We start from the raw sequence: 13,850 nt of genomic DNA, 5'->3' as shown, positions 1-13,850 counted from the left end.
CCGGATCAGCCGATTGCCGTGAAGATGTCGATGGTTCCCGACTTCAGGGTGACGATGGCGCGCTTGGTGTCCTTGCGCTTACCGGTGCCGAAGCGGGTGCGGCGAGCCTTGCCGACGCGGTTGAGGGTGTTGACGCCTGCGACCTTGACGCCGAAGATCTTCTCGATGGCGAGCTTGATCTCGGTCTTCGAGGCGCGGGGGTCGACGAGGAAGGTGTACTTGCCCTCGTCGATGAGCCCGTAGCTTTTCTCGGACACGACCGGCTTCAGGATGATGTCGCGCGGGTCCTTGTTCAGGGCCGTCTGGAGAACAGATGCCTGCTCGCTCATGCGGAGACCTCCTGGTTGGCGCCGGACTTGGAGGCGATGAAGCCCTCGAGCGCGGCCTGGGTGAAGACGATGTCGTCGGAGACGAGCACGTCGTAGGCGTTGAGCTGGTCGAACGTCAGCACGTGCAGGTTCGACAGGTTGCGGATGCTCTTCAGCGTCACGTCGTCGTTGCGCTCGGTCACGACGAGCACGTTCTTCGACGAGACGACGTTGGTGAGGAAGCTCACCGCGGTCTTGGTCGAAGGCGCACCGTCGATCCCGAAGGACTCGATGACGTGGATGCGGTCGCCCCGGAAGCGGTCGCTCAGCGCGCCCAGCAGGGCGGCCGCGATCATCTTCTTGGGGGTGCGCTGCGAGTAGTCGCGCGGCTTCGGGCCGTGCACGATGCCACCACCGGTCATGTGCGGCGCGCGGATGGAACCCTGACGGGCGTTACCCGTGCCCTTCTGCTTGAAGGGCTTGCGGCCGGCACCGGAGACCTCACCGCGACGCTTGGTCGAGTGCGTTCCCTGGCGAGCCGCCGCGAGCTGCGCGACGACGACCTGGTGGATGAGCGGGATGTTCGTCTTGGCGTCGAACAGAGCGGCGGGCAGCTCGACAGAGCCTGCCTTCTTGCCGTCTGCCTTGAGGACGTCGAGCGCGAGAGTGGAGTCAGCCATGATCAGGCACCCTTCACTGCGTTGCGGACATAGACGATGCGGCCGCGAGCACCGGGGACGGCGCCCTTGACGAGCAGCAGACCCTTCTCGATGTCGACGGCGTGCACCGTGAGGTTGAGGACGGTCACGCGCTCGCCACCCATACGGCCGGCCATGCGCATGCCCTTGAAGACGCGGCTCGGGGTCGACGATGCGCCGATGGAGCCGGGCTTGCGGTGGTTGCGGTGCGAACCGTGCGATGCCGAGACGCCCTTGAAGTTGTGACGCTTCATGACACCGGCGAAGCCCTTGCCCTTGCTCGTGCCGACGACGTCGACGAGCTGACCGGCTTCGAACGTGCCGTCGACCGTGAGCTCCTGACCGAGTGAGTAGTCAGCAGCATCCGCGGTGCGGATCTCGGTGACGTGGCGACGCGGCGTGACGCCGGCTGCCTCGAAGTGTGCCGAGAGGGGCTTGTTCACCTTGCGCGGGTCGATCTGGCCGTACGCGATCTGAACGGCGTTGTAGCCGTCCTTCTCGGGGGTACGAACCTGGGTGACCACGTTGGGTGCGAGTTCGATGACGGTGACGGGGATGAGCTTGCCGCTCTCGTTCCACACCTGGGTCATGCCGAGCTTGGTGCCCAGCATTCCCTTGGAAATCTTTGCGTTGATATCAGCCATGTCGGACCTCAGAGCTTGATCTCGATGTTGACATCGGCCGGGAGGTCGAGACGCATCAGCGAGTCGACGGCCTTGGGCGTCGGGTCGACGATGTCAATCAGACGCTTGTGGGTGCGCATCTCGAAGTGCTCGCGGCTGTCCTTGTACTTGTGGGGCGACCGGATGACGCACACGACGTTCTTCTCGGTCGGAAGCGGCACGGGGCCGACGACGGTCGCGCCCGCACGGGTCACGGTGTCGACGATCTTGCGTGCCGACGAGTCGATGACCTCGTGGTCATACGACTTCAGGCGAATGCGGATTTTCTGTCCCGCCATTGTCTGCTCACTCTCTTTAGGCGTCTTACCGGCCTGGATCGGGTGACCCAGGGGCATTGGACGCACGTCGGCGCTGTTCGCGCCTCGGCACGCGGACGACTCTCACGAATCGATCTGCTGCACCACTGTTCTCGTATCAGCCCACCCACCTCACGGTGACCGGGATGCCGACCTTCACCACGCATGGCGAAGCCCTCGGGATGAAGGTGTCGGGGTCGTGTTCTGCTACCCGCGGCCTAGAACCCTGCGTCATCCCGGAGGACCCGCCGTCTATGCACTGCCGTGATAGTGATCCGGCACGCATGACGCACGCCGGAATGTCGAACCTGTCTATTCTGCCACGACCGATTTCACTTCCGCAAACCCGGGCGTGTCGCGCCTCGACCCGGAAGCCTCAGGAGCCCCGGAATCGGGTCAGTTCGCGGAAGATAGCGGGGCGAGGCATCCCCATGCCTCGCCCCGCTTGGGGAGGGCGTTCGGTGCGAGGGGGCACACCGAACGCGAGGAATCCGGCGTGAAGGGACGCCAGGATCCTCGACCGTGGGCGCGGCGAAGGAACCGCCGCGCAGGCAGGGAGGCGCTCAGGCACAGAGTGTGCGCGCGTCGTACGATGATCCCCAAGATCGTCATTCCCCAGATTGAACGCGGAAGACCGCGTGTTTCGGTGAGTCGAACCCCTTCGACTCCCCCGACCGCAAGATCCCCAGGCGGCCTTGCTCAGTCTACGCGGTCGTCGCCGCGCACGCGAGCATCGCGCGGCCGATTCCCACCGCACACACAGAACGGCGGCCCGCTCGGGGAGCGGACCGCCGTATCGGTCGAACGATGAACGCTACTGGTTGCCGATCGACTTGTCAGCTGCGTCGCGGATCTCGTCGATCTTCTCGGCCGCGCCGGGGGCGATCTTCTTGGCGAAGTCCGCCACGCCGTCGAGGACCTTGTCGCTGATGTCCTCGGCCTGCTCGCTCTTGACGGCCTCGGCGATCTTGTCCTTGTTCTGCTCGTAGAGATCCTTGCCCTTATTGACGGCGTCGTCGATTGCCATGCTGCTCCCATCCACAGGTGTGCGGCCGACCGGAGAGGTCGACCACCCTCATTGTGCAGGCCGTCTGAGCGGAACGGAAGCCGTGGACCGGAATACAGCAGCCGTGTCGCCGGCGCCGACGACAAAGGGGCCGGACCCGAAGGCCCGACCCCTTTGAAAAGAAAGCAGATGCTTACTTGATGATCTTCGTGACCGTACCGGCGCCGACGGTGCGTCCACCCTCACGGATGGCGAAGCCGAGGCCCTCTTCCATGGCGATCGGCTGGATCAGCTCGACCGTCACGTCAGTGGTGTCGCCGGGCATGACCATCTCGGTGCCCTCGGGCAGCGTGATGACGCCGGTGACGTCGGTGGTGCGGAAGTAGAACTGCGGGCGGTAGTTCGTGTAGAACGGGTTGTGACGCCCACCCTCATCCTTGGACAGGATGTACGCGGTGCCCGCGAAGTCGGTGTGCGGCGTGACCGAACCCGGCTTGACGATGACCTGACCGCGCTCGACGTCTTCACGCTTCGTGCCACGGAGCAGGAGACCGCAGTTCTCGCCGGCCCACGCCTCGTCGAGCTGCTTGTGGAACATCTCGATACCCGTGACCGTGGTCTTGACGGTCGGACGGAGTCCGACGATCTCGACCTCGGAGTTGATGGCGAGGGTGCCACGCTCGGCGCGACCCGTGACGACGGTGCCACGACCGGTGATCGTGAAGACGTCCTCGACGGGCATCAGGAACGGCTTGTCCTTGTCGCGCACCGGGTCCGGAACGTGCTCGTCGACGGCCTCCATGAGGTCGAGGATCGACTGCGTCCACTTCTCGTCGCCCTCGAGGGCCTTGAGAGCGGAGACGCGGACGACAGGAGCGTCCTCAGCGAAGCCCTGCGATGCGAGCAGCTCGGAGACCTCGAGCTCGACGAGCTCCAGGATCTCCTCGTCGTCGACCATGTCGGACTTGTTCAGCGCGACCAGCAGGTACGGCACGCCGACCTGCTTGGCGAGCAGCACGTGCTCACGCGTCTGAGCCATCGGGCCGTCGGTGGCGGCGACCACGAGGATCGCGCCGTCCATCTGAGCCGCACCGGTGATCATGTTCTTGACGTAGTCGGCGTGGCCGGGGGCGTCAACGTGCGCGTAGTGGCGCTTCGGGGTCTCGTACTCGATGTGCGAGATGTTGATGGTGATACCACGCTGGCGCTCTTCCGGCGCCGAGTCGATGGAAGCGAAGTCGCGCTGCACGTTGGTGTCAGACGGGAACTTGTCAGCAAGCACCTTCGAGATCGCTGCGGAGAGCGTGGTCTTGCCGTGGTCAACGTGACCGATGGTTCCGATGTTGACGTGCGGCTTGGTCCGCTCGAACTTGGCCTTAGCCACTGGGTCCTCCTCAGGACGTCGTTGTAAAGGTGACCGGGCACTGGTTTGCGACCGGTTCTCTACGGGTGTGAATCTCAGTTTAGTAGAGAGGGAATGTGAAGTTGTAGGGGACCTGGGAACCCGGGGCGCGTCGCTCGGCTCAGCGCCCCGGGTATCCCAGAGGGACGATTACTCGCCCTGGTTCTTCTGGACGATCTCGTCGGCCACCGCGCGGGGAACCTCAGCGTAGCTGTTGAACTCCATCGAGTAGACGGCGCGACCCGAGGTCTTCGAGCGCAGGTCGCCGATGTAGCCGAACATCTCGGACAGCGGGACGTGTGCACGGACGACCTTGACGCCTGCGGCGTCCTCCATCGACTGGATCTGGCCACGACGCGAGTTCAGGTCACCGATGACGTCGCCCATGTACTCCTCAGGAGTACGCACCTCGACCGCCATGAGCGGCTCGAGGAGAACGGGGTTCGCGCGACGGAGAGCTTCCTTGAAGCCCATGGAACCAGCGATCTTGAACGCCATCTCCGAGGAGTCGACGTCGTGGGCGGCACCGTCGACGATGGTCGCCTTGACACCGACGATCGGGTAGCCGGCGAGCACGCCGACGTTCATCCCGTCCTGGAAACCGGCGTCGATCGAGCCGATGTACTCACGAGGGATGCGACCACCGGTGACGGCGTTCACGAACTCGTAGGTCTTCTCGGAGTCCAGGTCCATCGGCTCGATGGTGAACTGGATCTTCGCGAACTGGCCGGAGCCACCGGTCTGCTTCTTGTGCGTGTAGTCGTGCTTCTCGACGGCCTTCTTGATCGTCTCGCGGTACGCCACCTGGGGCTTGCCGACGTTCGCCTCGACGTTGAACTCGCGCTTCATACGATCCACGAGGATGTCGAGGTGCAGCTCGCCCATGCCCTTGATGGTCGTCTGACCGGTCTCGGGGTTGAGCTCCGTGCGGAAGGTCGGGTCCTCCTCAGCGAGCTTCTGGATGGCGACACCCAGCTTCTCCTGGTCGGCCTTGGTCTTCGGCTCGATGGCGACCTCGATGACCGGCTCCGGGAACGTCATCGACTCGAGGACGACCGGGTGCGCCGGGTCGGTAAGGGTGTCACCGGTGGTGGTGTCCTTCAGACCGATAACCGCGTAGATGTTGCCGGCGGTGACCGAGGCGACCGGGATCTCCTTGTTGGCGTGCATCTGGAAGATCTTCCCGATGCGCTCCTTCTTGCCCTTGGTCGAGTTGATCACCGCTGCACCCGAGTCGAGGTGACCCGAGTAGACGCGGACGTAGGTCAGACGACCGAAGAACGGGTGCACGGCGACCTTGAACGCCAGGGCCGCGAACGGGTCCTTCGCGTCGGGGTGGCGCTCGATGATCGTGTCGTAGTCCTTGGGGTCGTGCGCCTGGATCGAGCCCACGTCGAGCGGGTTCGGCAGGTAGTCGACGACCGCATCGAGCATCGGCTGCACGCCGCGGTTCTTGAACGCGGAACCGCAGAGAACCGGGTAGATCTCGGAAGCCACAGTCAGCTTGCGGATCGCGCCCTTGATCTCGGCGACCGTCAGCTCCTCGCCGCCGAAGAACTTCTCGAGCAGCGCGTCGTCGGTCTCGGCGACGGTCTCGAGGAGGGTCTGACGGTACTCGTCAGCCTTCTCCTTGAGGTCGGCCGGGATCTCCTGGATCTCGTAGGAGGCGCCCATGGTGACGTCACCCTTGGAGTCACCGGCCCACACCAGCGCGCGCATCTCGACCAGGTCGATGACGCCGATGAAGTCGTTCTCAGCACCGATGGGGAGCTGGATCACGAGCGGCTTGGCGCCGAGGCGGTTGACGATGGTGTCGACCGTGAAGTAGAAGTCGGCGCCCAGCTTGTCCATCTTGTTGACGAAGCAGATGCGCGGCACGTTGTACTTGTCGGCCTGACGCCACACGGTCTCGGACTGGGGCTCGACGCCCTCCTTGCCGTCGAAGACGGCGACTGCACCATCGAGGACGCGGAGCGAGCGCTCCACCTCGACCGTGAAGTCCACGTGACCGGGGGTGTCGATGATGTTGATCTGGTTCTTGTCCCAGTAGCAGGTCACGGCGGCAGACGTGATCGTGATGCCGCGCTCCTTCTCCTGTTCCATCCAGTCAGTGGTCGAGGCGCCATCGTGCGTCTCGCCGAGCTTGTGGTTGACGCCCGTGTAGAACAGGATGCGCTCGGTCGTCGTCGTCTTGCCGGCATCGATGTGAGCCATGATGCCGATGTTGCGGACCTTGCTGAGGTCGGTGAGCACGTCTTGTGCCACAGGAGTGTCCTTATCTTTCGTGCAGTCGTACTGCGCAGAGGGGGTGACGGGCTCAGGAACGCGGATGGGCTCCTGAGCCCGTCGAGAGGTTTACCAGCGGTAGTGAGCGAACGCGCGGTTCGACTCGGCCATCTTGTGGGTGTCTTCGCGGCGCTTGACCGCGGCACCCAGGCCGTTCGACGCGTCCAGGATCTCGTTCTGCAGACGCTCGGTCATCGTCTTCTCACGACGGCCCTTGGCGTAGCTGACGAGCCACCGCAGCGCGAGAGTGTTCGCGCGGTGCGGCTTGACCTCGATCGGCACCTGGTAGGTCGAGCCACCGACGCGGCGGCTGCGGACCTCGAGAGTCGGGCGCACGTTGTCGAGCGCCTTCTTCAGGGTGGCGACGGCGTCCTGGCCGCCGTTCTTCGCCTCGACGCCGCTGAGGGCGCCGTAGACGATGGACTCGGCGATCGACTTCTTGCCGTCGACGAGGATCTTGTTCACCAGCGAGGTGACGATCGGAGCGCCGTATACCGGGTCGTTGACGACGGGGCGCTTGGGGGCTGGACCCTTACGAGGCATTTAACTCAACCCTTCTTTGCGCCGTAGCGGGAACGAGCCTGCTTACGGTTCTTGACGGCCTGGGTGTCCAGGGCGCCGCGGACGATCTTGTAACGCACACCGGGGAGGTCCTTCACACGACCGCCACGGACGAGCACCAGCGAGTGCTCCTGCAGGTTGTGGCCCTCACCGGGGATGTACGCGGTGACCTCGGCGCCATTGCGCAGCTTCACACGAGCGACCTTGCGCATCGCCGAGTTCGGCTTCTTCGGGGTGGTGGTGTAGACGCGGGTGCATACCCCGGCCTGCTGCGGGTTCGACTTCAGGGCAGGCGTCTTGGTCTTGGTGACCTTCGGCGAGCGACCCTTGCGAACCAACTGCTGAATGGTTGGCACGTTCTCTCCTCATAGTGCTGCACGGTGACAGCGTGATGGGTTTCACATCATGCCCCACCGCACGCCGGAATCGACGTGCTTTGTGTGTGGTGGGTATGCCGTGGAGGCGGACCGGCAAGGTGCCGACGCCCAGTGCGCACGTCGAGACGTGCACACACCTGACCAAGTGTAATGCCGCGTAACCTGACGGTCAAATGATGCTACCCGCGACGGGTCAGGGCCGGTCGGGGTCGAACGGCGAATCCAGCGACTGCGTGAGCTCGGCCAGCAGCGCCTCGATCTGCGGCTCCACGTGCTGTGAGATCGCGGCTTGGATCGAGATGCGATGCCGCAGCAGCAACCCGCAGACCTCGCGCCCCACCATGTTCGCGTACTCATCGGCGAGGGAGACCTCCTGCCGGAGCGCCGCCTTCGCCTCGTCGGTCAGGGGCGGCAGCGGCGGGAGCTCCGCGCTCGCGTCGTCGGCGAGACCGGCGATGGTGAAGAGGAACGGTGCGCCTGCTACAGGCTCGGGGTCGAGTGGCAGCCCGTCGAACTCCGGCTCGAGGTTCTCGGTCGGACGATACCCGCGCGCTCGATTGCGGGCGGCCTGCTCGTCGAGTTCACGCTGCAGAGTGGGCAGGTTGCGCGCCGTGTACGCGGCGACGGACTGGTCGACGATCGTCTTGATGCGCGTCGAGAGTCCGTGCTGCACGCCATGCGGCACATTCGCGCCGATTCCGGCGGCCGAGAGGATCGGCGACCCCAGGCATCGGCGGCACGGAGCGACCCGTCCGCGATGCGTGGCCGGCTCCCATCGTGGCACCCAACGCAGCCAGGCCTCGACGGCCTGGTCGACCTGCGTCTCCAACGAGCGCTCCACAGGACCAGCGTACGGCGCGTTGCGCCTCAGAGCGCAGATTTGACGTGCGTCCGGCGAGGCGTCATTCGTCGTCGTCGCGCTCCCACGGCCACCGCGGCTGCTGCGCGCGCGTGCGCCGCAGCGCGATTCCCGACCAGCCGGCGATCGCCGCGGCTGCCAGGATGACGATGCTGGCGCCGCCTCGCACCAGATCTCCGGCGACCGCGGTCGCCGTGATCACACCGCCGGAGCCGAGGAGGACGGAGACCCAGACCGCCACCAGATGCCCGAGTGCCGCGGTGAGGGCGATGCCTGCCGCGGAGACGTAGGACGGATGCAGACGTCGGACCGCCGACCGCAGCATCAGGGCGAACACGGTCATGGCCGTCAGCATCCCCGCCACGCCCGGAACCGGGCCGAGACCGGGCACTTCGATGATGTCGGCGTCGGTCGCGACGCTGAGCGCTCCGAGGCCGAACACGGCGAGGGCGAAGAACCCGGTGGTCGCGAGAACGACCGCCAGAATCACCGAAACCCCCGGGGACCCAGGTTCCCGGGGGTTCGACGTGGTGGCGTTCGTGATTACCTCGCGAGCGTCGGGCCGGCCTCGAGCGTGCGCTCGTACTCGCGCTGCGCCTCGGCGTTGAGCTCGGTCTTGCGGGCGCCGCTGCGGGCGACCCAGGCACCGAACCAGATGGTGAGCTCACGGGCGAACACGAACGCGGCGATCGCGAGCGGAGCCAGAAGCTGCTCGCCGACGAGCTCGAGTCCGGTCGAGGGGCTGAGCGTCCAGAAACGCGCCTCGAAGATCTGACCCAGAATGTGTCCACCGTAGGCGATGAACCCGACGATGATGCCGAACACGACCCACAGGCCCCAGCGTCCGCGGTTGATGATCGCGCCGAGCAGCCAGAAGCCGAGGAAGAACACCACGACCGGGGTCCAGAAGCCCCAGGTCATCAGCGGCGCGAGCGCCTCGGTGCCCAGGTTGTCGGCCGTCACGTCGCCGGCCAGCGCGCCCAGCCCGATGGTGGTCGCGAGGTACAGGACCGCGAAGACCAGCGTGGCGAGGAGTCCGATGGCCGCGGCCGTGCCGCGGTTGCCACGGTCGCGGGGTGGCTCGGGAGCCTGGACGAAGATGGGCTGCGGCACGAGCGGCGCCGAGGCTATGGCGGGCTCGGACGGGAGCACGCGCGTGTCGTCGTCGGCGTGGGCCGGCGAGTACGCGGCGTCGGCGATCGACCGCTCGTCGCGGGAGGAGTCGTTGCCGCGGTACGAATCGTTGCCGCGGTACGAGTCGTTGCCGCGATACGAGTCGTTGCCGCGATACGAGTCGTTGCCGCGGTACGAGTCGTCGTCACCGTACGAGGCGGGTGCCGTGATGACAGCCGTCTCGTCGTGATCCTTGCGGACGGGCGGAGCGGCAGCGGCGGACGGCGGCTGGAACGTGCCGGGGTGCGAGCGCTCGGCCTCCTCGAAGGCGGCCAGGTCGGCGTCGTACTTGTTCGCCGCCGAAGCGTCGGCGTCGGATGCTGCGGACGTGGTGTCCGGAGTCTCGGTGGAGCGCTGGCTGTCGGGCTCGGTGAAGGCCGCGGCGGGTGCGGACGCGCCGTCGGGGCGGTTGCCGGAACCGGAGCGGACATCGGCCCCCGCAGCTGCGGCCGCGTCGAGACCCGCGTTCGCGCTGCCGACGACGTCATCGACGTTCGTCGGCTTCTCGGACTGGGGAACCTCGGGGTCACTCATGGGTGCGCCTCTCATCGGAAGTGTGCAGTGCGAGATTACCGCCGCGCACGGGGCCGCTCAGGGAGGCGTGCCGACGTGTCGTCATACCGCGGTCCCCGTGTCACCGCTGGTGTCAGCGGAGTCAGGGCAGTGCGCCGCGCAGCGCGTCTCCGGCGAACTCGACCAGAACGGGGAGCATCGGGACCGAGAGCCACAGCAGACCGCCGATGATCGCGGCGCAGAACACGCCCACGATCCAGCTCATCGCGAGGTTGCGCCCGCCCACTCGTGCCATGGACCCACCGTAGGACCGACGTCGGCCGCACTGCATCCGCAACGCCGCGGCACGGCGGCCCTGTCGCCGCGGACTCCCCCACTCGCCGTCGGGGACCTCGGTACACTGCCTGTATGGCTGACAGTTCCTTTGACATCGTCTCGAAAGTCGATCACCAGGAGGCGGAGAACGCCCTCAACCAGGCCCGCAAGGAGATCGAGCAGCGCTACGACTTCAAGGGCGCCGGAGCATCCATCGCCTGGAGCGGAGAATCGGTGCTGATCATCGCGGGCACCGAGGAGCGGGCGAAGGCCGTGCTCGACGTGTTCCAGACCAAGCTCATCAAGCGCGGCATCTCTCTCAAGAGTCTCGAGTCCGGCGATCCCTTCGCCAGCGGCAAGGAGTTCCGGATCGTGTCGACGATCAAGGACGGCATCTCGTCGGAGAACGCGAAGAAGATCAGCAAGCTGATCCGCGACGAGGGACCGAAGGGCGTCAAGAGCCAGATCCAGGGCGACGAGCTGCGCGTGCAGTCGAAGAGCCGCGACGATCTGCAGGCCGTGATCGCCCTACTCAAGGGCTCTGACCTCGACGTCGACCTGCAGTTCATCAACTACCGGTAAACGTCCGCACGGCCTCAGCCCGAGTGCTCGTGCGCGGCGAGCAGATCGGCGCGCGCCTCCTCGACACCGTGGACGAGCGTCTCGCCGTGCATCTCGAACACCGGCGAGGCGCTGTCGCCGCTGATTCCGCAGATTCCCGCGCTCTGCTGACTGTCGATCTCCTTCGGCACCACCACGAACCACAGCGAGACCGGGGCGAGCCACTCGGTGTTTGCCCGGTCTGTGGCGTAGGTGGCATCCGGCGCGAGCTCGCGGATCTTGCCCGTGCAGAGGTCCACGAGTTGCGGAGCCGTGAATTCTGACGGCTCCGGCTCCGTCTCTGTCTCCGAGGGCGCAGAGGGCTCCTCCGGAACGGGGGGCTGCTCCGATGACGGCGCTGTGGACGAGGAGGGCGCAGGAGTGCTCGACGACGCGATCGGCGTGGGGCCTGCCTCGGGCTCGGCCGCACACCCCGCGAGCAGAAGCAGCACGGGGAGCACGGCGAGGGCACTTCGATGACGCATGACTGCATGCTATCTGCGGGCATGGCCTCGATACCATGCGCCACAGCCCGTGTCCATGCATGGTGACGCGACGAGCTTTCGCCCTAGTGTGGTGCTGTCGGGGGCCATGGCGGTCCCCAGAGAGTGATGGTCATCATGGGTATCGGAAGCGGCATCGCGCTCTTCGTCATCGGAGCGATCCTGGCCTTCGCCGTCAACGTCGACACGGGCGGGTACATCAACCTCGACCTGATCGGCTACATTCTCATGGGCGCGGGAGTGGTGGTCTTCCTGATCAGCCTCATCCTGATGCTTCGTCGTCGTCAGACGGAGACAGTCGCACGCACGTCCGTCGACCCCGCCTCGGGCGAGCAGGTGACGCGTCGCAGCACGCGCGACAACGACCCGCTCGTCTGAGTGAGTGCCCCCTACATATAGGGGGTTTTTGGACTGGATGTCGAAATATCGACGCGCATGTCGAAGACTGGACCTCTCATCGCATGCCGTCGTATTCGGCGCGCATGCGGTGCTCGAGGAACAGAAAGCACTACTGGGGGCAGAGGTCCATGCGCGCCACGGGGTCACCCAACATCAGCGACATCAAGCAGCCACTGGCAGACGAGGTCTTCCTGTACATCGGCCGCCAGATCATCGACGGCGTCATGCCTCCGCACCACCGCATCCGCGATGTGGAGGTCGCCGAGGAGCTGCACGTCTCGCGCACCCCAGTGCGCGAGGCGCTGCAGCGGCTCGAGCGTCACGGGCTGGTGATCATGTACCCGAGCCGGTACACCGAGGTGACGCCGATCACCCCGGAGATCGTCGCGCAGTACCGCGAGTTCGCCGGGTACCAGGCGGGAACCGCCGCCCGCATGGGTGTCGCCCGCATGCCGGAATCTCAACGCGAACGCCTGGGAAGCCTGGTCGACGAGATGCGCTCCTCTCTCGACCACGGCGGACGCGTCACAGAGAGCCGATGGGCGGTGTTCGCATTCCTCGGCTCGCACAGCGGAAACTCCGCGCTGTCGGCTCTGCTGGAGGACACGACGGTCGCGCTGTACCGCAACCTGCGCGACTGGCGGGTGCCGCTGCAGGATCGCGAGCGCATGCGCGGGGTCTACGAGGCCTTCCGCGATGCCGCGCTGGCCGGTCGCGCCGACGAGGCCGAGCGTCTCGCCCGCGCGATGTACTACGTCTGATCGCTCACTGCGTCGCTCACCACGTCGCGCGCCATCCGGTGGTCCAGCGGTCGAGCCGACGATAGGCGTCTTCACGAGCCTCATGCCGTGACAGGAACACGTCGTGCAGGGCACCGTCGATGCGGTCGATCGTGACCGTGGACCCGAGGCGCAGCGACGCCCGGGCGATGTCGTCGACCACGAGCACCGAATCGGTGCGGGTCAGGTCCTCGGTCCATTTCGTCGGCGTCGAGGAACGGGCCGACAGCAGCACCAGCACGGGTGACGGTATCGCCAGCCCCGCGTTGACCGCCGCATGGCCCGAGAGGATGGCGTTCAACCAGCCCGCGTAGACGGCCATACTCTGCACCGGGCGCCACGCGGTGTCGATCTCGACCGGGTCGTCGGGGTCGGCCGCCTCCTGCTGCGCACGGGTGTAGAAGCCGAGATCGACCTGTGGCGCCACCTCGAGCGGCCGCAGCCGTGCGGTCAGTTCGACGACCGGCGCGATCGCCGACCGCACCGACGCGAACTGGAACTCCAACCACGGACTGTTCAGGATCACCGCATCGACGGCGTCCGGATGCCGGGCGGCCCAGAGGCTCAGCGTCAGACCGCCCGTGGAGTGGCCGAGCAGCACCAGCTTGCGGTCTGCGTCGTCGTCACCGGCCTCGTGCTGCATCGCTTCGAGCGCCGCGGCGATGTCCTCGTCGTAGGTGCCCAGGTCGGTCACGTAGCCGGGGACCTGCCCCTCGCGCAGGCTGCGCCCGTACCGCCTGAGGTCGAGAGCGAAGAAGCGCGCGCCACGAGCGGTCCAGAACCGCGCCAGACGCTTCTGGAAGAAATAGTCGGACCACCCGTGCACGTACAGCACGTCGACGCCGTGAAGCGGGCGCCGAGCTCCCCGCACGGTGTCCCACCAGCTCTGCTCGGTCGGCAGGGCACGCACGAGAGTCGCGACCACAGGCCCGTGCTCATCCTCGCCGAGTGGCAGGGTGAGCTGCGAGAACTCGTCTCCCAGGACGTCGGGGATCCAGTCGGCCATGCCGCCAGGCTAGCCGAGTGCTCCCGCATCGTCGGGAGACGACGGCGCCGCTACCCTTGGGAACCGGAGACAACGATCGTGTGACG

Annotated in this window: 18 protein-coding genes; 3 read left to right on the top strand and 15 right to left on the bottom strand. The window is 66.2% G+C overall.

What is annotated here, in order from left to right:
* Window positions 1–5: 5 nt before the first annotated feature.
* The 13 genes from rplW to AC2D10_RS15470 all read right to left on the bottom strand — a co-directional run bounded on the left by rplW (window position 6) and on the right by AC2D10_RS15470 (window position 10,457).
* Window positions 6–329 carry a 50S ribosomal protein L23 gene (gene rplW / locus AC2D10_RS15530; protein WP_017829206.1) on the bottom strand — a complete coding sequence of 108 codons (324 nt, stop codon included), beginning with the start codon at window positions 327–329 and terminating at the stop codon, window positions 6–8.
* Complete coding sequence (rplD, locus tag AC2D10_RS15525) at window positions 326–988, bottom strand: 50S ribosomal protein L4 (RefSeq protein ID WP_484708954.1); 663 nt, start codon at window positions 986–988, stop codon at window positions 326–328. Before rplD ends, rplW begins: the two co-directional genes overlap by 4 nt.
* 2 nt (window positions 989–990) lie before the next feature.
* Window positions 991–1,650 carry a 50S ribosomal protein L3 gene (gene rplC / locus AC2D10_RS15520; RefSeq protein ID WP_045278753.1) on the bottom strand — a complete coding sequence of 220 codons (660 nt, stop codon included), beginning with the start codon at window positions 1,648–1,650 and terminating at the stop codon, window positions 991–993.
* A gap of 8 nt (window positions 1,651–1,658) precedes the next feature.
* Entirely contained in the window at window positions 1,659–1,967 is a 309-nt protein-coding gene (rpsJ, locus tag AC2D10_RS15515; RefSeq protein ID WP_030147986.1) for a 30S ribosomal protein S10, read from the bottom strand.
* A gap of 832 nt (window positions 1,968–2,799) precedes the next feature.
* A complete protein-coding gene (locus AC2D10_RS15510) occupies window positions 2,800–3,012 on the bottom strand; it encodes a hypothetical protein (protein ID WP_484708951.1) in 213 nt (70 codons plus the stop codon).
* A gap of 172 nt (window positions 3,013–3,184) precedes the next feature.
* The gene (gene tuf / locus AC2D10_RS15505) at window positions 3,185–4,375 is read right to left on the bottom strand and encodes an elongation factor Tu (RefSeq protein WP_116635678.1); all 1,191 of its coding nucleotides are present in this window, start codon (window positions 4,373–4,375) and stop codon (window positions 3,185–3,187) included.
* A 168-nt stretch (window positions 4,376–4,543) separates the two neighbouring features.
* Complete coding sequence (gene fusA, locus AC2D10_RS15500) at window positions 4,544–6,658, bottom strand: elongation factor G (RefSeq protein WP_484708949.1); 2,115 nt, start codon at window positions 6,656–6,658, stop codon at window positions 4,544–4,546.
* A 90-nt stretch (window positions 6,659–6,748) separates the two neighbouring features.
* Entirely contained in the window at window positions 6,749–7,222 is a 474-nt protein-coding gene (rpsG, locus tag AC2D10_RS15495; protein ID WP_484708948.1) for a 30S ribosomal protein S7, read from the bottom strand.
* A gap of 5 nt (window positions 7,223–7,227) precedes the next feature.
* Window positions 7,228–7,596 (bottom strand): 30S ribosomal protein S12, encoded by a 369-nt coding sequence (gene rpsL, locus AC2D10_RS15490; protein ID WP_046013400.1) that lies wholly within the window; start codon window positions 7,594–7,596, stop codon window positions 7,228–7,230.
* A gap of 214 nt (window positions 7,597–7,810) precedes the next feature.
* Entirely contained in the window at window positions 7,811–8,458 is a 648-nt protein-coding gene (locus AC2D10_RS15485) for a spermidine/putrescine ABC transporter substrate-binding protein (RefSeq protein WP_484708947.1), read from the bottom strand.
* Window positions 8,459–8,519: 61 nt separating this feature from the next.
* Window positions 8,520–8,966: a hypothetical protein gene (locus AC2D10_RS15480; protein WP_484708945.1), complete on the bottom strand. Its 447-nt coding sequence runs from the start codon at window positions 8,964–8,966 to the stop codon at window positions 8,520–8,522.
* Between the two features lie 53 nt (window positions 8,967–9,019).
* Entirely contained in the window at window positions 9,020–10,183 is a 1,164-nt protein-coding gene (locus tag AC2D10_RS15475) for an ABC transporter (RefSeq protein ID WP_484708944.1), read from the bottom strand.
* Between the two features lie 121 nt (window positions 10,184–10,304).
* Entirely contained in the window at window positions 10,305–10,457 is a 153-nt protein-coding gene (locus AC2D10_RS15470) for a hypothetical protein (RefSeq protein ID WP_484708943.1), read from the bottom strand.
* Between the two features lie 113 nt (window positions 10,458–10,570).
* On the opposite strand from AC2D10_RS15470, the gene AC2D10_RS15465 reads away from it, so the two are divergent.
* Window positions 10,571–11,059, top strand: a complete 489-nt coding sequence (locus AC2D10_RS15465) for a YajQ family cyclic di-GMP-binding protein (protein ID WP_484708941.1) — start codon at window positions 10,571–10,573, stop codon at window positions 11,057–11,059.
* A gap of 14 nt (window positions 11,060–11,073) precedes the next feature.
* Here the strand turns inward: AC2D10_RS15465 and AC2D10_RS15460 are convergent, their stop codons facing one another.
* Complete coding sequence (locus AC2D10_RS15460) at window positions 11,074–11,562, bottom strand: hypothetical protein (RefSeq protein WP_484708940.1); 489 nt, start codon at window positions 11,560–11,562, stop codon at window positions 11,074–11,076.
* Between the two features lie 135 nt (window positions 11,563–11,697).
* Here AC2D10_RS15460 and AC2D10_RS15455 point away from each other — a divergent pair, with 135 nt between their 5' ends.
* Both AC2D10_RS15455 and AC2D10_RS15450 read left to right on the top strand, forming a co-directional pair.
* Window positions 11,698–11,958 carry a DUF6458 family protein gene (locus tag AC2D10_RS15455; protein WP_484708939.1) on the top strand — a complete coding sequence of 87 codons (261 nt, stop codon included), beginning with the start codon at window positions 11,698–11,700 and terminating at the stop codon, window positions 11,956–11,958.
* Window positions 11,959–12,107: 149 nt separating this feature from the next.
* The gene (locus AC2D10_RS15450) at window positions 12,108–12,740 is read left to right on the top strand and encodes a GntR family transcriptional regulator (protein ID WP_484708937.1); all 633 of its coding nucleotides are present in this window, start codon (window positions 12,108–12,110) and stop codon (window positions 12,738–12,740) included.
* 16 nt (window positions 12,741–12,756) lie between these two features.
* On the opposite strand, the gene AC2D10_RS15445 is transcribed toward AC2D10_RS15450, so the two are convergent.
* The gene (locus tag AC2D10_RS15445; RefSeq protein ID WP_484708936.1) at window positions 12,757–13,764 is read right to left on the bottom strand and encodes an alpha/beta hydrolase; all 1,008 of its coding nucleotides are present in this window, start codon (window positions 13,762–13,764) and stop codon (window positions 12,757–12,759) included.
* Window positions 13,765–13,850 lie beyond the last annotated feature (86 nt).

It is taken from the genome of Microbacterium sp. PI-SA-G (assembly GCF_057215335.1).
The sequence above is the reverse complement of the archived record's forward strand: the minus strand, read 5'-3'. Positions and strand labels throughout refer to the sequence as shown.